Origin of the sequence: Pararhizobium sp. A13, assembly GCF_040126305.1 — a bacterium.
Classification (GTDB): Bacteria; Pseudomonadota; Alphaproteobacteria; order Rhizobiales; family Rhizobiaceae; genus Pararhizobium.
In genome coordinates, this window is sequence record NZ_CP149511.1 from 554712 (window position 1) to 577096 (window position 22385).

The following is a 22385-nucleotide window of genomic DNA, read 5'->3' on the forward strand; positions in this document are numbered from 1 at the left end:
TCCCAATGGATGACCTGACCTTTGGCAAACGCAACAAGCGGGGCGATTGGGCTCCCGACGGACAGATAGAGACGGCCCCCGTCTTCACTCTGCCTCCGAAGCCACTCGCTTTCCTGAAATGGCTACCGCACTATTTCCTCCCTTGGAACGTGCTCTTCGCCGCCTCGGCTGTCGCCTACTGGCAGTTTGTCGTGCCGGAAACGGAGATCATGAAAACGCTCCTCTGGACCTGGATCTTGCGGCTCTTCGTGGTCAACTGCGTTGCCGTGTTCTTGTTTTACGGCGCGTTCGAGCTGCGCCTCTATGTCTTTCGTGCCCAGGGAAACCGCTTCAAGTACAATGGCAAGTTTCCCGGCGACAACAAGAACTCGGTCTTCCTCTTCAACAGCCAGAATGCCGACGGCATCATCCGGACCTTCGGCATGGCTCTTCCGATCTGGACGGCACTGGAGGTCGGTATTCTCTATGCCTATGCCAATGGGCTCGTGCCGTGGGTGTCCTTCGCCGAGAACCCCTGGTACCTGTTCGGCATCGCGCTTGTCATGCCGATCTTCCATGAGGCGCATTTCTTCGCGATCCATCGGCTGATTCACTGGGCGCCGCTTTATCGGTGGATCCATTCCGTACACCACAATTCGGTCAATCCATCCCCCTGGTCGTCACTGTCGATGCATCCGGTCGAGCAACTGCTCTATTTCTCGTCGGCTTTGATTCACGTACTCATCCCGTCAAACCCCATCCTTGCGATCTATCAGTTGCACTATTCCGGCTTCGGGGCGGTCGTCGGCCATCTCGGTTTCGACAAGATCGAACTGGGCGAGGAGGCTGCGATCGATAGCCATGCCTATACCCATTACCTGCACCATAAGTTTTTCGAGGTGAACTACGGCGACGGCCTCGTGCCTTTCGACAAGTTGTTCGGCACCTGGCACGACGGGACCAAGGAAGGCGATGCGCGGATGCAGGCACGATATGAAAAGCGTAAGGCCCGCGCCAATGCGGCGACCACCGCGAAGTGACGAGGACATCATGACCAACTGGATTCCCGCCTGCCGCCTCGACGACATCGAACAGGAAGGAGCACGCCGCTTCGACCACTCCGGCCGGACCTATGCGCTCTATCGTTCACCGGACGACGAGGTGTTCTGCACCGACGGACTGTGCACCCATGAGGCGATCCACCTCGCCGATGGACTCGTGATGGACTACGAGGTCGAATGCCCCAAACATTCCGGTATGTTCGATTACCGCACCGGCGAGGCCAAGCGCTTGCCGGCATGCAAGAACCTCAATGTCTACCCGGCGCGCATCGAGGACGGGGCGGTGCTGGTCGAATTGCCGGGCTGAAGCATCCAGTCGGACCGCGTTTTTACTTTCTCTTTCACGCGAGGCTTAGTCATGTCCTCTTTTGTCATCGTGGGCGCCGGGGAGTGCGGCGCACGCGCAGCCTTTGCGCTGCGTGAACGGGGTTTCGACGGCGCTATCACGCTTGTCGGTACGGAACCGCTTTTGCCCTATGAGCGGCCACCACTCTCCAAGGATGCCATCGTTGCGGGCGCCGGGCCGAAGTTCGTTGCCGATGCCGCCCGCTTCGAGGCGGAGGGCATCCGAACAATCATCGGCGTGTCGGTTGCTGCAATCGACCGGGCCGGAAGAAGCGTAGTGCTGTCGGACGGCTCTCGGCTTCCATATGACAAGCTTCTTTTGACGACTGGTGCCAGTGCACGGGAACTGCCGGCGGCGCCGTGTTCGGACGGCCGAATCCGCGTCCTGCGCAGCCATGCCGATGCCTCGGCCATCCGCCCGCATATGGCCGAAGGCAGCCATATCGCGATCATCGGCGGAGGCTTCATCGGCCTCGAGCTTGCCGCTAGCGCCCGAAAACTCGGTGCAAGCGTCACGCTTCTCGAAGGCCTGCCGCGCGTGCTTACCCGCGGCGTCCCGGCCGAAATCGCCGAGGTCGTCTGCAACCGCCATCGCGGCGCGGGCGTGGACCTTCTCTGCGGTATTAAAATAGCCGCCATCGAGGAACGGCCGAGCGAGGTGCGCATCACGTTAGAAGACGGCCGGGTGATTGCGGCCAACCTTCTGATCGTCGGAATCGGCTCGGCGCCGAATGTCGCGCTCGCCGATGCGGCCGGACTTGCCATCGACAACGGCATTGCGGTCGATCAGCATCTGCGCACAAGCGATTCCGATATCTTCGCGGCCGGTGACTGCTGCTCCTATCCGCTTGGTCTTTATGGCGGGCGGCGCATCCGGCTTGAATCCTGGCGCAATGCGCATGAGCAGGGCGAGCTTGCGGCCGCGAACATGGCCGGTGCCGAAGCGCCGATATCTTCCGTTCCATGGTTCTGGTCGGATCAGTACGACTTGACACTGCAGATCGCGGGGCTTGCCGAGGGTGCTGTGACGACGGTTCGACGTGATCTTTCTGCCGAGGCATTCATTCTCTTTCACCTGGCCGGCGATGGCCGCCTGCTTGCCGCAAGCGGCATCGGACCGGGCAATGCGATCGCGCGCGATATCCGGCTCGCCGAGATGCTGATCGCCGCCGGCCGCCATCCCGATCCCGCCGCGCTCGCCGCACCCGAGATCAAGCTGAAACAACTGCTCGCCGCCTGATCCTTTCACCTTGTCAATATCAACCTGAATAGCCCGCGCGGTTGCGGTCTCGACTGAGGATTGTCATGACCTCCTATGTGCTTACCGTTTCCTGCAAATCGACCCGCGGCATCGTCGCCGCGATCACCGGCTATCTCGCCGAGAAGGGTTGCAACATCGTCGACAGTTCGCAGTTCGACGACCTCGAAACGGGCCTGTTCTTCATGCGCCTCAGTTTCGCCAGCCAGGAAGGCATCACGCAAGAGGAACTGGAAACGGGCTTCGCCGCCGTCACCGAGCGCTTTAAGATGAAAGCGCAGTTCCACGACAGCGGGCACCGCATGAAGGTGCTTTTGATGGTGTCGCGCTTCGGCCACTGCCTCAACGACCTGCTCTATCGCTGGAAGATCGGCGCGCTGCCGATCGACATCGTCGGCGTCGTCTCCAACCACTTTGACTACCAGAAGGTGGTCGTCAACCACGACATCCCCTTCCACCACATCCCGGTGACCAAGGCCAACAAGGCGCAGGCCGAAGCCCGCATCATGGACGTGGTCGAGCAGACCGGTACCGAACTGATCGTGCTGGCCCGCTACATGCAGATTCTGTCGGATTCCATGTGCCAGAAGATGTCGGGCCAGATCATCAACATCCACCACTCCTTCCTGCCGTCGTTCAAGGGTGCCAACCCGTACAAGCAGGCCTATGAGCGCGGCGTCAAGCTGATCGGTGCGACGGCGCACTACGTCACCGCTGACCTCGATGAAGGCCCGATCATCGAGCAGGATATCGCCCGCATCACCCATGCGCAGTCGGCCGAGGACTATGTCTCGATCGGCCGCGACGTCGAAAGCCAAGTGCTGGCCCGGGCCGTGCACGCCCACATCCACCACCGCACCTTCATCAACGGCAACCGCACCGTCGTCTTCCCGGCAAGCCCGGGCTCCTATGCGTCCGAGCGCATGGGCTGAGCTATGGCATCCATTATTGATGGAAGACAGGTAGCCACTTCAGTCATTGAAGCCGTAAAAACCGCGTCTGAGGCGCTGCAGGAACAGACCGGCGTCAAGACCGGTCTGGCCGTGGTTATCGTTGGCGACGATCCGGCAAGCCATGCCTATGTCTCGGCTAAGAGCAAGATGGCCAAGGAGTGCGGTTTTACCTCGGTGCAGCATACGCTGCCGGAGGAAACGACGCAGGAGGAACTCGCGGCGCTGGTGCAGACCTTGAACAAGGACGAAAGCCTGCACGGTATCCTCGTGCAGCTTCCGCTGCCCAAACATCTCAACTCCGACCCGATCATCCAGTCCATCCTGCCTGAAAAGGACGTCGACGGTCTGCACGTCGTCAATGCCGGCAAGGTCGCGACCGGCGATCTCGATGGCGGTCTCGTCTCCTGCACGCCGGCTGGCGCCATGGTCTTCGTCAAGCGCACGCATGGTGAGGATCTTTCCGGTCTCAACGCTGTCGTCATCGGCCGCTCCAACCTGTTCGGCAAGCCGATGGCGGCACTGCTTTTGGCGGCCAACGCGACGGTGACGGTTGCGCATTCGCGCACCAAGGATCTGCCTGGCGTCTGCCGTGGCGCCGATATCCTCGTTGCCGCCGTCGGACGCCCGCAAATGGTCAAGGCCGATTGGGTCAAGCCCGGCGCGACTGTCATCGATGTCGGCATCAACCGTATTGCCGCTCCCGAACGCGGTGATGGTAGGTTCCGCCTGGTCGGTGATGTCGCCTTCGAGGAATGCGCAAAAGTTGCCAGCGTCATCACGCCGGTTCCAGGTGGCGTCGGCCCGATGACCATCGCCATGCTGATGGCAAACACCGTGATCGCGGCATTTCGTTCAGTCGGTATGGCGCCACCCGAATTCTAGCCGGCGCGCCACGTCCCAGAAGGGAGCTCGGAATGTTGTCCATGAGCAAATCAGGCGCCTAGGCGGTCGTTGCGCAGGGAACGCTTGAGTTCGTCAAAATATATTGAGGCTCCTGAGAGCTTTTACAGCGAGTCGCCTACCGCAGCACCAGTCTCAGCGCCTTTTGCGCCTCCATCAACAGCGGCAGATAACGTGCAGCCATCTCGGCTGCTGGCACATGGACGGCAGGTGCGCCGATATTGATCGCAGCAACGACACGGCTGCGGTCGTTTTCGACCGGGACGGCGATCGAGCAAAGGCCAAGTTCCAGTTCCTGGTCGATTACGGCGTAACCTTCGGCACGGACACGGCGCAATTCTTCCATCAGCACGTCCGGATCGGTCTTCGTCAGCGGCGTGTTGACCTTGAGGTCCGAGCGATCGAGGATGTTGCGCGCTTCCGCTTCCGGCAAGGCTGCCAGAAGGACGCGTCCCATCGAGGCGCAATAGGCCGGCAAACGCGAGCCTGGCGACAGGTTGATCGACATGACGCGCTTCTGCGAGGCGCGGGCGATATAGACGACATCGGTTCCGTCCAGCACGGAGGCCGATGCGCTTTGTCCCGCTTTTTCAGAGAGGTGATCGAGGTAAGGCTGAATCAACAGCGGCAGAGGCGTGGCGGACAGGTAGGCATGTCCGAGCCGCAGGACCTTCGGCGTCAGCGTGAAGAACTTGCCGTCGTAGTCTGCGTAGCCGAGCTCGGCGAGCGTCAAGAGACAGCGCCGCACCGTCGCGCGGTCGAGGTCTGTGAGCTTTGCAGCTTCGGCAATAGTCAGCCTTGGCCGTGTTTCTCCAAAGGCTTCGATGACCGTCAGTCCTCGGGCAAAACCACTGACAAAATCCGATTCTCGCATAACGACCTCCACTCTAAAACCAGCCTAGTATGTGCGATATACGAACAAATGTCAAATAACGCACAAAATATTTGACGGCTGGCGGATTTGAGCGCTTATTTGCGCCACACCAAACCTGAGACCCTGAGGAGGAGAATGCCTTGGCGCGATTGACTTCGCTGGCGGAAGCCATTTCCGAGAATGTGAAAGACGGCGATACGGTCGCCATGGAGGGGTTCACCCATCTGATCCCTTATGCCGCCGGGCATGAGGTGATCCGGCAGGGCAAGAAGGATCTCTTCCTGATCCGTATGACGCCCGACATTCTCTATGACCAGCTGATCGGCGCGGGTACTGCACGCGGCATGAAGTTCTCCTGGGGCGGAAATCCCGGCGTCGGCTCGCTGCATCGTTTTCGCGACGCCGTGGAGAACCAGTGGCCGCGCCCTCTTGAAATCGAAGAACACAGCCATGCGGCGATGGCCAATGCTTACGAGGCAGGTGCGGCCAACCTTCCCTTCGCGATGCTTCGCGGTTATATCGGCGCCGACTTGCCCAAGGTAAACCCGAATATCAAGCAGGTCACCTGCCCCTTCACCGGCGAGGTCCTGGCTGCCGTTCCGGCCATTCGCCCGGACGTGACGATCATCCATGCGCTGCGAGCCGACCGGAAAGGCAATGTGCTGCTCGAGGGTATAGTCGGCGTCCAGAAGGAAGCCGTGCTGGGAGCGAAACGCTCGATCGTCACTGTCGAGGAAATCGTCGATGAATTGAACCCGCCGTCGCCCAATTCCGTCGTCCTGCCGTCCTGGGCGGTAACGAACGTTGTCGAGGTACCCGGCGGCGCCTTCCCGTCCTATGCGCAGGGCTACTACCCGCGGTCCAACGCATTCTACATCGCCTGGGACGAGATCGCCCGCGATCGTGACAGCTTCCAGAAATGGATTGACGAAAACGTCATGAAGGCCGCTCCGGAAGACTTTGCCAAGCATGCGAAGAAAGCTGCGTGAGGAGGTAACGATGAGTGATTTCACCCCCACCGAAATGATGACCATCGCCGCTGCCCGCGCGCTCACCAATGACGACGTCTGCTTCGTCGGTATTGGCGCGCCCTCGGCCGCCTGTAACGTCGCCCGCCTCACCCATGCGCCGGATATCACGCTGATCTACGAAAGCGGCACGGTCGGGACGAAGCCGGATGTGCTGCCACTGTCGATCGGTGACGGCGAACTGTGCGACACCGCCCTCTTCACGGTCTCGGTGCCCGAGATGTTCCGCTACTGGCTGCAGGGCGGACGCATCACCACCGGCTTCCTCGGCGGCGCCCAGATCGACAGGTTCGCCAACCTCAACACTACGGTGGTCGGTCCCTATGAGCAGCCGAAGGTCCGCCTGCCCGGCGGCGGCGGTGCGCCGGAGATCGCCAGCAATTGTGGCCAGATCTTCATCACCATGGCACTCTCCAAACGCGGTTTCGTCGACAAGCTGAATTTCATCACCTCGATGGGACACGGTGAAGGCGGCAACCACCGCGAACGGCTGGGCATGAAGACCAAGGGCCCGACCCGCGTCATCACCGATCTCTGCATCCTGGAACCTGATCCCGTCACCAAGGAGTTGACTGTCGTCTCGATCCATAAGGGCGTGACGCGCGAGCAGATCGTCGAGAATTGCGGCTGGCCTATCAAGTTCGCAGATCAGGTAATCGAGACGCCCGTACCGACCGAGACCGAGCTGGAGACGTTGCGCGACATCAACGCCCGCACGAAGAAGGCCCATCAGGGCGATAAGGAGGCTGCGTGATGGCTGAAGCCTATATCTGCGACTATATCCGCACCCCGATCGGCCGCTTCGGCGGCGCGCTGTCGTCCGTTCGTGCCGACGATCTCGGTGCTGTCCCGTTGCGGGCGCTGATGGAGCGCAATGCTTCCGTCGATTGGCAGGCCATCGATGACGTGGTCTTCGGCTGCGCCAACCAGGCCGGCGAAGACAATCGCAACGTCGCCCGCATGTCGCTGCTGCTCGCGGGCCTGCCACTCGAAGTCTCCGGTACGACGATCAATCGGCTCTGCGGCTCGGGCATGGACGCCGTCATCGCAGCCGCACGCGCCATTCGCGCGGGCGAGGCGGAGCTGATGATCGCCGGTGGCGTCGAGAGCATGTCGCGCGCACCCTTTGTCATGCCCAAGGCGGAAAGCGCCTTTTCCCGCTCCGCCGAAATCCATGACACCACCATCGGCTGGCGTTTCGTCAACCCGCTGATGAAGAAGCAATACGGTGTCGATTCCATGCCTGAAACCGGCGAGAACGTTGCCGAGGATTACAAGGTCAGCCGTGAGGATCAGGATGCCTTTGCCGTCCGCTCGCAGAACAAGGCGGCAGCCGCACAGGAAAGCGGACGGTTGGGGCAGGAGATTACCTCCGTCACGATCCCACAGCGCAAGGGCGATGCTGTCGTCGTCGACAAGGACGAGCATCCGCGCGCAACCACGATTGAGGTGCTCGCCAAGCTCAAGGCGCCGTTCCGTGAAGGCGGGTCGGTCACCGCGGGCAATGCCTCCGGCGTCAATGACGGTGCCGCCGCGCTCATCATCGCCTCCGAAGCCGCAGCGAAGAAATATGGCCTGACGCCGATTGCGCGCATCATGGGTGGCGCGGCGGCCGGCGTGCCGCCGCGTATCATGGGCATCGGTCCCGTTCCGGCGTCGCGCAAACTGATGGCGCGGCTCGGACTGCAGGCGAAGGATTTCGATGTCATCGAACTCAACGAAGCTTTCGCGTCCCAGGGGCTGGCCGTGCTGCGCGAGCTTGGCATCGCCGGCGACGATCCGCGTGTCAATCGCAACGGCGGCGCCATCGCTCTTGGCCATCCGCTCGGCATGTCCGGCGCCCGGATCACCGGCACGGCGGCGCTCGAACTTAACCTGAGAGGCGGCCGCTATTCGCTGTCGACCATGTGCATCGGGGTAGGGCAGGGCATTGCGGTTGCGCTGGAGCGCGTGTGAATATTAAAAACGGCGGCAATACTCGGCCGCCGTTTTCGTTCTCAACGATCCAAGAGCAATCCTCAGCTCCCGTCTCTTCCTTATTCCTGAAAATGCCATTACATCGGTCATGCCGCCAAGATGGCCGATACGGAAGACCGTGCCAGCAACGTCGCCCAATCCCGCACCAAAGGCGGGGAGGGGAGGGCGGATAAAAAGACGCGGCAGCAGCAAGATTGCCGCTACCGCGCTCTTGGGGCAAAGGCCGCACCGCCTTGCCCACCGCCTCGATCGCTTCGCTTGGGGAGAGGCAAGTGATGCGATCGAGGAAAAAACGACTGATTACGCAGTCTTGCGTTTCTTCTGTCGATAGACGTCGACGACGACGGCGGCGATGATGATGAGGCCCTTGACGATTTCCTGGTAGTAGGCGTCGACGCGCAGGAAGGTGAAGCCGGAGGTCATGACGCCGAGGATCACCGTTCCGATCACCGTGCCGGTGATGCGGCCGACGCCGCCGGTCAGCGAGGTGCCGCCGATGACGGTGGCGGCGATCGCATCGAGTTCGTACATCACGCCCATGCCGGCCTGCGCCGTCTGGGCGCGGGCCGCCGTCACGACGCCGGCCAGCCCCGCCAGCATGCCGGCGATCGCATAGACCTTGATCAGATGCGCCTCGACATTGATGCCCGAGACCCGGGCCGCCTGGACGTTGGCGCCGATCGCATAGGTGAACTTGCCGTAGCGGGTATAGCGCAGGGCGATGTGGAAGATCAGCGCGACGACAAGGAAGACGACGACCGGCCAGATACCGGTGCCGATGAAGTTGAACTGGTCGGTGAGGCCCGACACCGGCTGGCCCTTGGTGTACCACTTCGACAGGCCGCGGGCCGAGACCATCATGCCGAGCGTGGCGATGAAGGGCGGGATCTTGGTGCGGGCGATCAACTGGCCATTGATGACGCCGGCCAACAGGCCGATGCCGAGGCCAAGGCCGATCGGCACGATCGCCGGCAGGTCGGTCAGCGACGGATACAGCGCCCGCGGCCAGGTCGAGGCCTGCGCGACGCTGGCGGCGATCATCGCCGTCATGCCGACCACCGAGCCGGAGGACAGATCGATGCCGCCGGTGATGATCACCTGGGTGACGCCGACGGCGATGATGCCGATCACCGCCACCTGCAGGATCATGATCGTCAGGCGCTGTGGGTTCATCAGGAAGCTCTGGCCGACGAAGATCCAGCCGAGCACCTCGTAGACCAGCGCGATGCCGATCAGCACCAGGAAAATGTTGAATTCCGGCGGGATGCGCCGCTTGCTCGCCGTCGGCGTCAGCGTGGTGCCCGAGGCCTCTGCTTTGATGCTCATAGTCGTATCCTCCCTGATGGCCATTTTTTCAAACGCGCGCCATCACTGCGCTGCAAGTTCCATTACCTTGATCTGGCTGGCTTCGGCCCGATTAAGGAACCCGGTGACCCGGCCTTCGTGCATGACCATGATGCGGTCGCTCATGCCGAGCACCTCGGGCATTTCCGACGAGATCATGATGACGGCGACGCCGTCGCGGGCCAGCTCCGTCACCAGCCGGTGGATTTCCGCCTTGGCGCCGACGTCGATGCCGCGGGTCGGCTCGTCAAGGATCAGGATGCGCGGATTGGTCAGCAGCCAGCGGCCAATCAGCGCCTTCTGCTGGTTGCCGCCGGAGAGGTTCTCGATGCGCTCCTCAAGGTTCGGCGTCTTCACCCGCAGCTTGCGGGCCATCTCCTCGCATTGCGCCGAGACGCCCTTCTCGTCGACAAAGCCCATCGTCACGAACTTGTCCTGCAGCACGGCGATCTGCATGTTTTCCAGAATGTTGAGGATCAAAAGGCAGCCGGTGTCCTTGCGGTCCTCGGTCAGGAACGCCATGCGGTGTTTGATCGCTTGCGTCGGCGAGGCGATCGCCACCGGCTTGCCGTTGATCCGGACCGAGCCGGAGGTGGCCGGCGTCACGCCGAACAGCGTTTCGGCGACATTCGAGCGGCCGGAACCGACCAGACCGGCAACACCGAGGATTTCGCCGGCGCGCACCTCGAACGAGACATCGTGGAAGACATCCTTCAGGCACAGGTCCTTGACCGACAAGACGACGTCGCCGATCGGCACCTCCTCCTTCGGGAACATCTGGGTGATCTCGCGGCCGACCATCATGCGGATGATGTCGTCGCGCGTCACATCGCTCGAGGCATGCGTGCCGATATACTTGCCGTCGCGGAACACCGAGAACTCGTCGGCGATCTCGAACAGCTCGTTCATCTTGTGGGTGATGTAGACGATGCCGATGCCCTGGCTGCGCAGGTCGCGGATGATCTCAAACAGATGCGCGACCTCGCGCTCGGTCAGCGCCGAGGTCGGCTCGTCCATGATCAGAACGTCGGACTCGTACGACACCGCCTTGGCGATCTCGACCATCTGGCGGTTGGCGATCGACAGGTCGCGCACCTCGGACTGCGGATCGAGCGCGATGTTCAGCCGCGTAAACAGCGCCGCCGTCATCCGGTTCATCTCGCGGTGATCGACGAAGCCGAGACGGGTCAACGGTTCGCGGCGGATCCAGATGTTTTCCGCGACCGTCATGAATGGCATCAGGTTGAGCTCCTGATGGATCATCGCGATGCCGTTTTCCAGCGCATCCAGCGGCGATTTCAGCTGGATGTCGACGCCCTTGAACCTCACCTCGCCCCGGTCGGGCGTGTAGATGCCGGCGAGAATCTTCATCAGCGTCGATTTGCCGGCGCCATTCTCGCCCATCAGCGCGTGCACCGTGCCGCGCTTCAGCCGGAACGACACATCGTCGAGCGCCACCACGCCCGGAAACTCCTTGCGCACGCCTTCAACGGCAAGCAGATATTCCGCATTCGGCACCGCCCCACTCGCACGCACCGCCGCCATCGTTGTCGGACTGACCATTGTTCTGATGCCTCCCTGTCGCCTCATCGGCCGGAACCCGTGCCCGCAGGCATTAGGGGTTCTCTCGTGGTTTCATCGGGCGCGCAGCGCGTCGTCCGTCATAAAAACCGGGCAAACCGGAGCGCGGTCGGGCCGCGCTCCGGGTATCTTTGGCTTAGTTCTTGGCCTGGTAGTCTTTGAGGTTGGCCGGGGTTACCAGTTCGAAGGGAATGTAGACCTTCTTGTCGACCGTTTCACCGCGGGCCAGTTTCAGCGCCGCGTCGAGCGAGCCCTTGCCCTGACCGGCAGCGTTCTGAAACACGGTGACATCGAGGTCGCCTTCAGCCATGGATGCAAGCGCGTCCTGCGTCGCATCGACACCGCCGATGACGACGCTGTCCATGGAGCGGCCGGAAGCCTTCAGGGCCTGGATGGCACCGATCGCCATTTCATCGTTATTGGCGATGACGGCATCGAATTCCAGACCGGCCGACAGCCAGTTGGTCACAAGGTCGGCACCCTGGGTGCGCGACCAGTTGGCCGTCTGCTCTTCGACGATCTCGATGCCCTTGCAGGCGTCGGTGGCAATGACGTCATGCACGTCCTTGGTACGCATGCGGGCCGCCTGGTTGGAAAGCTCGCCCATCATGACGACGGCCTTGCCCTTGCCGCCGAGCAGCTTGCAGACTTCCTGGGTTTCCAGCGTGCCGGATTCCGCTTCGTTGGATGCAACGAAAGCCTGCTTTTCCGGAAGGCTGTCGATGTTGCTCGGCTCGCGGTTGACGTAAACGAGCGGGATACCCGCATCTGCGGCGATCTTCGACATGGCGGCCGTCGCATCGGTGTCGACCGGGTTGACGATGATGGCATTCACGCCGGCAGCGATGAAGTTCTGGATCTGGCTCTGCTGCTTGGCAACGTCGTTCTGGGCGTCTTCGACCTGCAGCGTTACGCCGTCGAGCGTCTTGGCGTAGTCCTGCATGCCGTTGCGCAGAACGGTCAGGAAGTTGTCGTCGAACAGTGCCATCGAGACGCCGACCGTCTCGGCGGCATGCGCTGCCGTCGACATCATCACCGCCAGAGCCGCGCCCATGATCATTTTCTTCATGATGTACTTTCCTCCACAAAATGGTGTCCGGCGACCACCCTCCACAAGCCGGAGGCACCCCCGCTCCCCGGCGATGCCCGTTTCTTTTCGCCTGCCTCTCCCGTGGCAAGCCATCAAAACAGAATAAACAAACCGACTGTTTGACAATACGGAATATGTATTCCATTTTTTACTAAGCCGTCAAGTGCGCGACGGCCTATATTCACGCAAAAAACCAGGCGATGCGCTGCTGGTTCAGACCTTTGCCGTCAGGAACGCCATGCTGTCACGTACGGCTGCCGAGACGTCGCTCAGCTGATGCACCTCCGGCGAGAAAGGTTCGAACGAAAAAGGCCCGCCATAGCCGCTTTCCCGCAGTCTTTTCATCTGGCCGGCGTTGTCGAGCCGGTCGCCGGCACCCACCAGCACGCGGTGCGGGTCGCGCATGTCGCTGACAGTGACAGCGGGATCGGCGACACCGGATATGTGGACAAGGCCCGTCAAGTCAGGATGGAATGTTTCTTCCCCAGCGAGATGATGGTGGAATGTGTCATGCACGATTTTGAAAGTACCTTCGCCTTCCACATCCCGAATACCTTCCGCCGCCTCGGTTTTCGAACGCAGCGAGCAGATCTCGAAACCGAGCGGTTCGACGAGGCCGATGATACCCGCTTCATCCAGCATCGGTCTCAGCGCCGTCAGCGCCTGCCGCAAATTGGCCTGCCGCTCACCATCCCCCTGGCCGCTGCCATCGTTGACTGGAACGAGAACCAGCGCCTTGGCGCCACAATCGCGCGCGTAAGCGACAAGGTCCTGCGCCTCACGGGCGCGATCACTGTTCCATTCGTTGAACCGCTGCAGCGCATTGATCGAGATGATCGTCAGCCCGTGCCTTTCAGCAAGAGCCCGGACCGTTGCGGCAGGCGTGCCATCGATGATGGCGTTGCCGTCAAGATCGTTGCGGATTTCGACGGCCGAAATACCGAGCGATGCGGCCAGCGCGAAAAAATCCTCCAGCGGCAAGGCCGGCGCGGTCATGTGGTTGAGAGCGAATGGGATGGTCGTCATAGGCGATGTTCCTCCTGCAAATATGTCCGAAGGGCAGGGCGGCGACGCGGCATGCCGTTTCGCGGCTGCGCACCCTTGATCGGGATTGCAGCATCAGCAGCTTATCGCCGCGCAGTCAAAGCAGAACATGCCGTTCCTCTTGCATCTGTGAAAGAATGCGAACACAGAATGATGAAATACTATCATATGGCGCGAGAGCGCTCAGATATTCTCCGGCGTGAAAATGTCGAAGGGGAGGAACGTCTGACCGGGAACAGCGGCAAGGCCGCGATCGATGGCGCCGACCATCAGGCCGACCAGTTCGCGCGCGAGTTGGGCGACGGGTGTCGCAATCGCCATCGTGACAAGATCCTCTGCGAGCGCTGCACGCGACTCCGGCGTCAATTCATTGACGACAACCAGCAGCTTGCCGGCCAGCTTCTCCTCAGCCAGGGCCGAAATAGCGCCCTCCATTCCGCCACCGCAGACATAAAAGCCGATCAGGTCAGGGTGGCGCTGCAACAGGTTCAGCGTCGCCTCATGGGTGATCTCGGCCGTCTCGAGGTTGACCAGCGTATCAAGCACTTCGAATTCGGGCGCATTCTCCCGAAAATAGGATCGAAAGCCAATCTCGCGTAGTTCATGACCGTGAAAGCGGTGGCTGCCGACGAAGGCGGCCACCTTTCCCGGTTTGGTCGCCGCCTTTGCAATCATCCAGGCTGCAGTGCGGCCGGCTTTCCTGTTGTTGAGACCGACATAACCTTCACGCACGCCGGTCGCGAAGTCAGAGAGAAGGGAGAAAACCGGAATCCCTCTTTCTTTCAGTTCCTCAACCACCGTCGTCACAGCCGGATAGTCGGGTCCGACGAGTGCGATCGCCTGATTGCGCGCTGCCATGGCCCGCAGCTTCTCCGTGATGGCCGTGGGCGTCGAACTTGCAGTAAAGTCGATCTGTGGAACGACGCGGATGCTCGGTGCGGACAGCGCCGCGTTCTCGATCTCCCTCGCCATGGACTGGTAGAAAAACTGATTGGGCTTCTGCAGGATGAAGCCCAGCCGGTATTGCGGGAGATCCTCGAACACCCTTTGCCGCAGCAGGCCGACCGCATGGTAGCCTATCGATTTGGCCGCATCGTAGACCCGGCGGGCTGTTTCCTCGCGCACCCGGTGACGTCCGTTCAGCACCCGATCAACGGTGGCGACGCTGACGCCGGCAGCCTTCGCAAGATCGGCAATGGTCGGTCGTCCGCTCATGTGTTCTCCTGACATAAGCCATCATTCTGTCGAGCCAGCTTTGATGTGTTTTGATAGAATATATCAAGGCTGCATTGAGCCGCCGCGAAAGTCAACCTATCCTCATGATCACAGGACAAGGCGCATCCGGAAACAATGCGCAGGGAGGATAAAGATGACCAGGGTTGCCACGAAACGCGACTACAGCCTGCTGGGGCGCGATGCCCAGGCCGCCGTCGAAAGCGGACTTGCCGCTGCTGAGTGGTATCACACCGACATTCCGCGCAAGCAGATGAAGGAGTTGATGAAGCGTGAGGACGGACCGGCCATCCGTGACACCATCCTGTGGCTTGGCAGCATGGTCGTGTGCGGCGCTCTCGCTATCTATTTCTGGGGTTCCTGGTGGTGTGTGCCGTTCTTCCTTGTCTATGGCGTCATGTACGGTTCGGCCTCGGATTCGCGCTGGCACGAATGCGGCCATGGCACGGCCTTCAAGACGCGCTGGATGAACGATGCGGTCTACGAGATCGCCTGCTTCATGATCATGCGCAATCCGGTGACCTGGCGCTGGAGCCATACACGCCATCACACGGACACCGTGATTGTCGGCCGTGACCCGGAAATCGCCGTCATGCGCCCCCCGGACCTGCTGCGCCTGGTCCTCAACTTCTTTGGTATTCTCGATGTCTTCCATGCGACGATTGACATGGTCCGCAACGCCGCCGGTGTGATCAGCGCCGAAGAAAAGACCTTCATCCCAGAGCAGGAGCAGCCGCGCGCCATCCGCATCGCCCGCATCTGGCTGGCGATCTATGTCGCGACGATCGCCCTTGCAGTCACCATCTCATCGATCCTGCCGCTGATGCTCATCGGCCTGCCGCGCCTCTATGGCGCCTGGCACCATGTGCTGACCGGCCTGTTGCAGCACGGCGGTCTTGCCGACAATGTCATCGATCATCGGCTGAACAGCCGCAGTGTCTACATGAATCCCTTCAGCCGGTTCGTGTACTGGAACATGAATTACCACGTCGAACACCACATGTTCCCGATGGTTCCCTACCATGCGCTGCCGCAGTTGCATGAGATGATCAAGCACGACCTGCCGGCGCCGAACAAATCGATCACCGAAGGCTATCGCGAAATGATCCCTGCCTTCCTGCGTCAGCTCAGGAACGAGGACTATTTTCTCAAGCGCGAATTGCCGCCGACGGCCAAGCCCTACCGGGAAGAGCTACACGCCGAACCGATCGCCGCCGAATAGATCGGTGCCCTGAACAATATCGACTGGAGGAAAGCATGAGCAATTGGGTGAAAGTCTGCGCGACGGACGAAATCGACGAAGAGGATGTCATCCGCTTCGATCACGCGGGCAGGACGTTCGCAGTTTATCGCAGCCCCGATGACGAATTCTTTGCGACCGATGGCCTCTGCACGCACGAGAAAATCCATCTTGCTGAGGGGCTGGTGATGGACGACATCATCGAATGTCCGAAACACAATGGCCGGTTCAGCTACAAGACCGGCGAAGCCAAGGGTGCGCCCGTCTGCGTCGACCTCAAGACCTACCCGGTCAAGGTCGAAGGCGGCAGCGTCTTCATCTCGGTTGCCTGAGAAGGACCACATCATGTCGCACATCGTCATCATCGGGGCAGGGGAGTGCGGTGCGCGCGCCGCCTTCGCGCTGAGGGAAAGGAATTTCGAGGGGCAGATCACGCTCGTCGGCGCCGAAGAGCATCTTCCTTACGAGCGCCCGCCGCTGTCGAAGGACGCGCTGCTCAATGGCCTCGAACCGAAACTCGTTTCGGACGCAGCCCGCTATGCCGATGCAGGGATCGACGTTCTGACCGGCCTCAGCGTCGAGAGTATTGACCCCGCCGGCAAGACCGCACGTCTCTCCGATGGTCAAATCCTTGCCTATGATCGCCTGCTGTTGACGACTGGCGCCCGGCCTCGGCCCTTTCCAGGGCTTTCAGGCGCCAATCATCGTATCAGGACACTGCGCACCCACGGCGACGCCGTTGCGATCCGCGCCAGCCTGCAGCCGGGCGCGCATCTGGCCATCATCGGTGGCGGCTTCATTGGTCTGGAGCTTGCCGCAACCGCCCGCAAGCTCGGCGCGAAGGTAACGCTGCTTGAGGGCCTGCCACGCATTCTCAGCCGCGGCGTGCCCGAAGAGATCGCCGCCGTGGTCGCTGCAAGGCATCAAGCGGAGGGTGTAGGAATCCTCTGTGGCGTCAAAATCCAGAGCTTGGACGAGAGCCGCGACGACGCGAAAGTCCTGCTTGAGGATGGTCGCGTGATTGCCGCCGATCTGATCGTCGTCGGCATCGGCGCCATCCCGAATGTCGAGCTCGCCCGCGATGCAGGACTGGCAATCGACAACGGCATTGCCGTCGACGAGCATTTGCAGACATCCGCACCGGATATCTTCGCCGCCGGCGACTGCTGCTCTTTCCCACTGACGCATTATGACGGCCGCCGCGTGCGGCTGGAGGCCTGGCGCAATGCGCAGGACCAGGGCACGCTTGCCGCCGCCAACCTGCTCGGTGCAGCGGAGGCGGTGTCGGCCGTGCCGTGGTTCTGGTCGGATCAGTACGATCTCACGCTGCAGATCGCCGGCCTCGCTGACGGCGCGACGCAGGCCGTTTGGAGGCATGTCGCAGAGGACGCCGTCATCCTCTTCCATCTCGATGCTGACGGACGCCTGATTGCAGCCAGCGGCATCGGCCCGGGAAATAGCGTCGCCCGCGACATCCGTCTGGCCGAAATGATGATCGCAGCGCGTGTTCGTCCTGATCCCGTGGCGCTCGCTGCGCCGGGGACCAAGCTGAAGACATTGCTTGCGGCCTGAAGCGCCGGGAGACACCCGTTTCCTGCGGGGGCGTCTTCAGCCGAATCCCACCGCCTCTAATTCGAAATTACCACAAAATCAGTCGGTGGCGGCCCCTGACCGCCGACCGCGATAGGGAGAGATCAATGAGACACCGCCGCCCGACCGTGGCCGACCTTCTGTCAATGAAGGGCAAGCGCCAACTCAGCATGTTGCGCGTCGAAACGCTGGATGAGGCCGACGCCGCAGAGCGGGCGGGCGTCGATCTGGTTTCCGTGCCGCCTGCCTTGCTTGGGCCAGCCTTCCGCGAGGCGGCTCCGTCGGTCTTTGCCTTTCCCGGCCTTGAATATGGTGATTTCGTCACCGCGGAAGAGTATATCCGCGCGGCATTCCAGGCGCTGAAGGACGGCGGAGATGCCGTCTATTGCGCGGCCGGTCTCCAGACGGTGCGCCGCATGCGCGACGAGGGGATTCCGGTCTGCGGCCATCTCGGCCTTATTCCCTCAAAAGCCACCTGGACCGGTGGTTTCCGCGCCGTCGGCAAGACGGCGCTCAGTGCGCTGGAGATCTGGCGCCAGACCAAGGCGCTCGAGGAAGCCGGCGCCTTCGCCGCTGAAATCGAAGTCGTGCCCGGCGAAGTCGCGAGCGCGATCAGCAAACGCACCTCAATGCTGATGCTCTCCATGGGCGCCGGCACTGGCTGCGACGCGCAATACCTCTTTGCCGACGACGTGCTGGGCGCGAACAAAGGCCATGTTCCGCGCCACGCCAAGATCTACCGCAACTTCGCCGCCGAATACGACCGCCTGCAACAGGAGCGCATCACCGCCTTCTGCGAATACGTCGCCGACGTGAAGTCCGGCGCGTATCCCGGCAAGCCGCATCTGGTCGGCATCGAGCCGGCGGAACTGGAAGCATTTCTGGCGGCGCTGGGTTGAGAGGGCTCGCGCAGCGACAAAACGATAATACGTATATGTATGAACGTCTCGCCGGAGCAGGATCGTGGCGCAGCGCGCCAAAGTTTTTCAATCAGGTAACTCCCAAGCCGTCCGGCCCCGAGGGAGTTTCGCTTAGTCGAACACGAAAGCCGTCCGACTTCTTGCCAGAACAGGTCTTTGTGGGCGCTTGCGTACATATGTTGGTCGCTTTGGTTCAACGTAATCTGGATCGAGCAGCCTTTTGGCAAAGACTTCGGGCACACCCTTGGCGAGAGCCTCCAGGTACGCTTGCCGACGCTCTTGCTTGGTCCGGTCACGCACCTGTTCCATGAGCGGCTTGAGGACCGGAGGCCTGCCGACGATGGCGCGGTAGCTGGCGTGACCGACCTCGTGGCCGATGGCGCCAAGACTGTCGAACGACGCGCGGTACTGCCGCCGCCGGTTCCAGCGGAAGACAAACTCCTGAAGGTAGATGTCGAGGTGACGACGGCGGACGCCGTGGTAGACGCTCATCATCCAGCGCTTCATCAGCGAGAAGACGCGGTGTATGCGCTTGAACCAGAGATGGTTGGCGAGTGTCGGCCGCCAGAACCTCAAGATATGGTTAAACCGGAGCTAGAGGGATAAGCCGTAAATCGAATCGACTTATGGGACGCATTCTCACCTGCTCCGAAGGTGAAATCGGCCTTTCGAACATCGTTGTGCATGCGTTGTACTACGGCGCTTCTCGAAGTCAGCGGGTTGAAGCCAATCTCGGAACCTGCGTCTTCTGACGCAGAATTTTCCTCTGTTCGAATTCGATCGAGATATGGCGCAACATGCTGGCGAGGCGCCACGCTGGCAGCTTTCGGAGCGCCCATCGGCCCTTTCGATACATTGATCGCAGCTCAGGCGAAAGCACGCAACCTCATCATTATCACCAACAATACTCGCGAGTTTCAACGCGTCGATGGGTTACGGGTCGAAGACTGGACACTGGACGGCTGACAAGCTTCAATAAGGCAGCCCTACATAGTTCTCGGCCAGCGCCGTTGCGGCCGCCCGGGAATGTGTCAGATAGTCGAGCTCGGCTTCCTGGATCTTCTGGTCGAACGCGCCGGTATCCGGGAAACGGTGCATCATGGTCGTCATCCACCAGGAAAAGCGCACTGCCTTCCAGACGCGGGAGAGGGCGCGCCCCGAATAGGCATCGATTCCGGCGATTGATCGCTCCTCGTAATATTCAGCGAGACCGGAAGAGAGATAGTGGACATCGCTTGCCGCAAGATTGAGGCCCTTGGCACCCGTCGGCGGCACGATGTGGGCGGCGTCGCCGACGAGGAAGAGTTTGCCGAAACGCATCGGCTCGGCAACGAAGGAGCGAAGCGGCGCGATCGATTTTTCGAACGAGGCACCGGTTGCCAGGGCCTCGGCATGATGCACGGGCAGCCGCCGGCGCAACTCGTCCCAAAACCGGTCGTCACTCCAGTCTTCGATCCTCTCGTCGAGGGCACATTGCAGATAATAGCGGCTGCGGGTTTCGGACCGCATCGAGCAGAGCGCAAAGCCGCGTGGATGGTTGGCATAGATCAGTTCGTCGCTGACCGGCGGCACATCGGCAAGAATGCCGAGCCAGCCGAATGGATAGACCTTCTCAAAGCTGCAAATAGCTTTCTCGGATATGGACTTGCGGCTGGCGCCGTGGAAGCCGTCGCATCCGGCGATGAAGTCGCAATCGATGCGCTCGGTGATCCCGTCACGCTCGTAGGTAACATAGGGTGACCGCCCGTCAAAGTCGTGCGGGCAGACATTGGACGCGTCGTAGATCGTCACGGCGCCGATCACTTCGCGGTGCTCCATCAGATCACGCGTCAACTCGGTCTGGCCATAGACCATCACACCCTTGCCGCCGGTGAGATCCTTGAGGTCGATGCGGTGATCGCGCCCGTCGAAGGCAAGCGAGAAGCCGTCATGCGGCAGACCCTCGGCATGCATGCGTTCACCCGCGCCCGCCTGATCCATGAGGCCAACCGTGCCTTGCTCCAGCACGCCGGCTCGGACGCGGCCGAGAATATAGTCCTTGCCGACGCGATCCAGAATGACCGCGTCGATCCCGGCTTTCGCCAGCAACTGTCCGAGCAGCAACCCGGACGGACCTGAACCGATGATGACAACCTGCGTGCGCATCTCTCCTCCCGAAGTCGAGCATGCATCAGTTGTGACACCGGTACGGGGGCGCCTCCATGGACATTGCGGCCAAGAAATTGCACAAATCGAACATTCCGAAAAATGCAGGAAGCTGATGCGTTCTATCCCCACCTACGATCTCTACGGTGAAAAGGCTGGCGATTCACCAGATTTCTGGTTGCATTGCGAAACGATCCCGTCGCGCAGCAGCCTGCATCACTGGGAGATCGGACTGCACCGCCACGAACAGTTCTTTCAGATCCTGTACATCGAGGCCGGATCCGGCGATGCGGTGTTCGGCAATGATATTCATCCGATCGTGCCGCCCGCGGTGATCACGGTGCCCCCCTTCGCGCGCCACGGATTTCGGTTTTCGAAGGATATCGACGGTTATGTCTTCACGGTGCTGACCTCGCACCTGAAAACCATGCCCGCCGACCACAGCCGGTTTGGCGAGTGGCTGGCCGTGCCACGCTTAACGGGACTGCGAATGGAGCACGCCGACAGTCGCTATATTGCCGAGACGCTACATCGGCTCGCCGCGGAAACAGCCGCACGGCGAACCGGTCCGGCGGATCTGTGCGAGGCCTATCTGACGGCGGCGCTCAGGCTAACGGCACGGTTGTTTGCCGCCGGACGCGGCGACGAAGAGGATGGAGCAAGTGAAAATGAGCGCCGCCTGAACAGGCTGGCAGGCTTGGTCCACCAGCATTTCCGCTCGCATAAGCCAGCGTCCTTCTATGCGCAGGAGCTCGGAATATCTCCGACGCATCTCAACCGCATCGTCAAGCACCTCACCGGCCGCAACACCCAGTCGCTGATCAACGGCAAGCTGATCGATGAAGCCCAGCGAGAACTGCTCTTTACCCAGATACCGGTACAGGAGATCGGTTACCGGCTGGGGTTCTCCGACCCCGCCTATTTCTCACGGTTTTTCCAGACCAATACCGGCCTATCACCGCGGCAATGGCGGTTGGCACAGAACCAAAGGGCTTGAGTGGCTACCTCTCGGCACGCTTGCGCCCGGTGGAATAGCCGAGTTGCTCGGACAGTTCGTGCGCGGCGGCAAGCAGGCTATCAAGATAGGCCTGACGATTGCGTAACCCGTCTTCCTTTGGCGTGACAAGGCAGAGCGTGGCGACGCATTGACCATCGGCCTGATGCACCGGCACGGCGAAGCAATGGGTGAAGGTCTCCACCTCGCTGTTGAAGGTGAAATAGCCATCGATGGTTGCCTGCCGGACTTCGGCGATGAACCGCGCCGGATCCAGCCGCTTGCCACTTGGTACAATGAAATCGTCGGCGGGAATGAAATCGACAATCTCAGCATCGGTGAGATGCGCCACCAGCAGCCGTCCGGAAGCCGTCCACGGGATCGGCACGAGCTCGCCGATATTGGAGGAGATGCGGAATGCGCGCACGCCTTCGCGCATCATCGCAACCGTATATTTGTTGCCCTCCAGCAGGCACATCTGCGCGGTTTCGCGGGTTTCTTCCGCCAGCCGCGACAGCAAATCCTCGGATTCGCGCATTAGATCGAACTGATCGGCATAGGCCGTGCCGAGGAAATAGAGCTTGCGACCCAAAAACACGCGGCCGTCGCCACCCTGATAGTCCAGCATGCCGTGGCGCAAGAGAAGATTGATCAGCTCGTAGACGGACGAGCGCGGCGCGCCGATCTCGACGGCGATCTCGTTCGGCCGCATCGGTTGACGCTTTGTCCGCAGGAATTCGAGAATTTCGAAGGCACGATCGAGGCCCCGCGTGCGCCGCGATACGATGTCTTCTGCGCCATCGGCCATTCGATCTGTCCTCGTCAAAAA

Annotated in this window: 21 protein-coding genes and 2 pseudogenes; 14 read left to right on the forward strand and 9 right to left on the reverse strand. The window is 61.2% G+C overall.

Annotated elements, in window-relative coordinates; all coding sequences use genetic code 11:
- Positions 1-5 precede the first annotated feature (5 nt).
- From WI754_RS24170 to folD, 5 genes are all read left to right on the forward strand, one after another.
- Complete coding sequence (locus tag WI754_RS24170) at positions 6-1019, forward strand: sterol desaturase family protein (RefSeq protein WP_341487814.1); 1014 nt, start codon at positions 6-8, stop codon at positions 1017-1019.
- Between the two features lie 10 nt (positions 1020-1029).
- On the forward strand, positions 1030-1347 hold the full coding sequence (locus WI754_RS24175) for a MocE family 2Fe-2S type ferredoxin (RefSeq protein ID WP_341487815.1): 318 nt from the start codon (positions 1030-1032) through the stop codon (positions 1345-1347).
- Between the two features lie 51 nt (positions 1348-1398).
- Positions 1399-2625: an FAD-dependent oxidoreductase gene (locus WI754_RS24180; protein WP_341487816.1), complete on the forward strand. Its 1227-nt coding sequence runs from the start codon at positions 1399-1401 to the stop codon at positions 2623-2625.
- 65 nt (positions 2626-2690) lie between these two features.
- Entirely contained in the window at positions 2691-3575 is an 885-nt protein-coding gene (gene purU / locus WI754_RS24185; RefSeq protein WP_341487817.1) for a formyltetrahydrofolate deformylase, read from the forward strand.
- A 3-nt stretch (positions 3576-3578) separates the two neighbouring features.
- On the forward strand, positions 3579-4478 hold the full coding sequence (gene folD, locus WI754_RS24190; protein ID WP_341487818.1) for a bifunctional methylenetetrahydrofolate dehydrogenase/methenyltetrahydrofolate cyclohydrolase FolD: 900 nt from the start codon (positions 3579-3581) through the stop codon (positions 4476-4478).
- 136 nt (positions 4479-4614) lie between these two features.
- On the opposite strand, the gene WI754_RS24195 is transcribed toward folD, so the two are convergent.
- Complete coding sequence (locus tag WI754_RS24195) at positions 4615-5370, reverse strand: IclR family transcriptional regulator (RefSeq protein WP_341487819.1); 756 nt, start codon at positions 5368-5370, stop codon at positions 4615-4617.
- 140 nt (positions 5371-5510) lie between these two features.
- Here WI754_RS24195 and WI754_RS24200 point away from each other — a divergent pair, with 140 nt between their 5' ends.
- Genes WI754_RS24200 through pcaF form a run of 3 tightly spaced genes read left to right on the forward strand, consistent with a single transcriptional unit; the run spans position 5511 to position 8354 of the window.
- The gene (locus WI754_RS24200) at positions 5511-6359 is read left to right on the forward strand and encodes a CoA transferase subunit A (protein ID WP_341487820.1); all 849 of its coding nucleotides are present in this window, start codon (positions 5511-5513) and stop codon (positions 6357-6359) included.
- Positions 6360-6369: 10 nt separating this feature from the next.
- Positions 6370-7152 carry a CoA-transferase subunit beta gene (locus tag WI754_RS24205; RefSeq protein ID WP_341487821.1) on the forward strand — a complete coding sequence of 261 codons (783 nt, stop codon included), beginning with the start codon at positions 6370-6372 and terminating at the stop codon, positions 7150-7152.
- Complete coding sequence (gene pcaF / locus WI754_RS24210) at positions 7152-8354, forward strand: 3-oxoadipyl-CoA thiolase (RefSeq protein ID WP_341487822.1); 1203 nt, start codon at positions 7152-7154, stop codon at positions 8352-8354. The genes WI754_RS24205 and pcaF overlap by 1 nt, the downstream gene beginning before the upstream one ends.
- 321 nt (positions 8355-8675) lie before the next feature.
- On the opposite strand, the gene WI754_RS24215 is transcribed toward pcaF, so the two are convergent.
- The 5 genes from WI754_RS24215 to WI754_RS24235 all read right to left on the reverse strand — a co-directional run bounded on the left by WI754_RS24215 (position 8676) and on the right by WI754_RS24235 (position 14649).
- A complete protein-coding gene (locus WI754_RS24215; protein ID WP_341487823.1) occupies positions 8676-9701 on the reverse strand; it encodes an ABC transporter permease in 1026 nt (341 codons plus the stop codon).
- Positions 9702-9743: 42 nt separating this feature from the next.
- Positions 9744-11282 (reverse strand): sugar ABC transporter ATP-binding protein, encoded by a 1539-nt coding sequence (locus WI754_RS24220; protein ID WP_341487824.1) that lies wholly within the window; start codon positions 11280-11282, stop codon positions 9744-9746.
- Between the two features lie 154 nt (positions 11283-11436).
- A complete protein-coding gene (locus WI754_RS24225) occupies positions 11437-12369 on the reverse strand; it encodes a sugar ABC transporter substrate-binding protein (RefSeq protein ID WP_341487825.1) in 933 nt (310 codons plus the stop codon).
- Positions 12370-12603: 234 nt separating this feature from the next.
- Positions 12604-13416, reverse strand: a complete 813-nt coding sequence (locus WI754_RS24230) for a TIM barrel protein (protein WP_341487826.1) — start codon at positions 13414-13416, stop codon at positions 12604-12606.
- A 201-nt stretch (positions 13417-13617) separates the two neighbouring features.
- On the reverse strand, positions 13618-14649 hold the full coding sequence (locus WI754_RS24235) for a LacI family DNA-binding transcriptional regulator (protein ID WP_341487827.1): 1032 nt from the start codon (positions 14647-14649) through the stop codon (positions 13618-13620).
- Positions 14650-14803: 154 nt separating this feature from the next.
- On the opposite strand from WI754_RS24235, the gene WI754_RS24240 reads away from it, so the two are divergent.
- The 4 genes from WI754_RS24240 (at position 14804) to WI754_RS24255 (ending at position 18396) form a co-directional block, all read left to right on the forward strand.
- Complete coding sequence (locus WI754_RS24240) at positions 14804-15889, forward strand: fatty acid desaturase family protein (protein ID WP_341487828.1); 1086 nt, start codon at positions 14804-14806, stop codon at positions 15887-15889.
- A 35-nt stretch (positions 15890-15924) separates the two neighbouring features.
- The gene (locus WI754_RS24245; protein ID WP_341487829.1) at positions 15925-16239 is read left to right on the forward strand and encodes a MocE family 2Fe-2S type ferredoxin; all 315 of its coding nucleotides are present in this window, start codon (positions 15925-15927) and stop codon (positions 16237-16239) included.
- Positions 16240-16252: 13 nt separating this feature from the next.
- The gene (locus WI754_RS24250) at positions 16253-17479 is read left to right on the forward strand and encodes an FAD-dependent oxidoreductase (protein WP_341487830.1); all 1227 of its coding nucleotides are present in this window, start codon (positions 16253-16255) and stop codon (positions 17477-17479) included.
- A gap of 125 nt (positions 17480-17604) precedes the next feature.
- Complete coding sequence (locus WI754_RS24255; RefSeq protein ID WP_341487831.1) at positions 17605-18396, forward strand: 3-methyl-2-oxobutanoate hydroxymethyltransferase; 792 nt, start codon at positions 17605-17607, stop codon at positions 18394-18396.
- A gap of 132 nt (positions 18397-18528) precedes the next feature.
- On the opposite strand, the pseudogene WI754_RS24260 reads toward WI754_RS24255, so the two are convergent.
- A pseudogene (locus WI754_RS24260) lies at positions 18529-18945 on the reverse strand (transposase); the annotation flags it as partial.
- 74 nt (positions 18946-19019) lie between these two features.
- Here WI754_RS24260 and WI754_RS24265 point away from each other — a divergent pair.
- Positions 19020-19383, forward strand: a pseudogene (locus WI754_RS24265) (PIN domain-containing protein).
- A gap of 6 nt (positions 19384-19389) precedes the next feature.
- Here WI754_RS24265 and pobA read toward each other — a convergent pair.
- Positions 19390-20562 (reverse strand): 4-hydroxybenzoate 3-monooxygenase, encoded by a 1173-nt coding sequence (gene pobA, locus WI754_RS24270; protein WP_341487832.1) that lies wholly within the window; start codon positions 20560-20562, stop codon positions 19390-19392.
- Positions 20563-20674: 112 nt separating this feature from the next.
- Here pobA and WI754_RS24275 point away from each other — a divergent pair, with 112 nt between their 5' ends.
- Positions 20675-21559, forward strand: a complete 885-nt coding sequence (locus WI754_RS24275) for a helix-turn-helix domain-containing protein (RefSeq protein ID WP_341487987.1) — start codon at positions 20675-20677, stop codon at positions 21557-21559.
- Between the two features lie 4 nt (positions 21560-21563).
- Here WI754_RS24275 and WI754_RS24280 read toward each other — a convergent pair whose 3' ends face one another.
- A complete protein-coding gene (locus WI754_RS24280; protein ID WP_341487833.1) occupies positions 21564-22364 on the reverse strand; it encodes an IclR family transcriptional regulator in 801 nt (266 codons plus the stop codon).
- Positions 22365-22385: the final 21 nt, after the last annotated feature.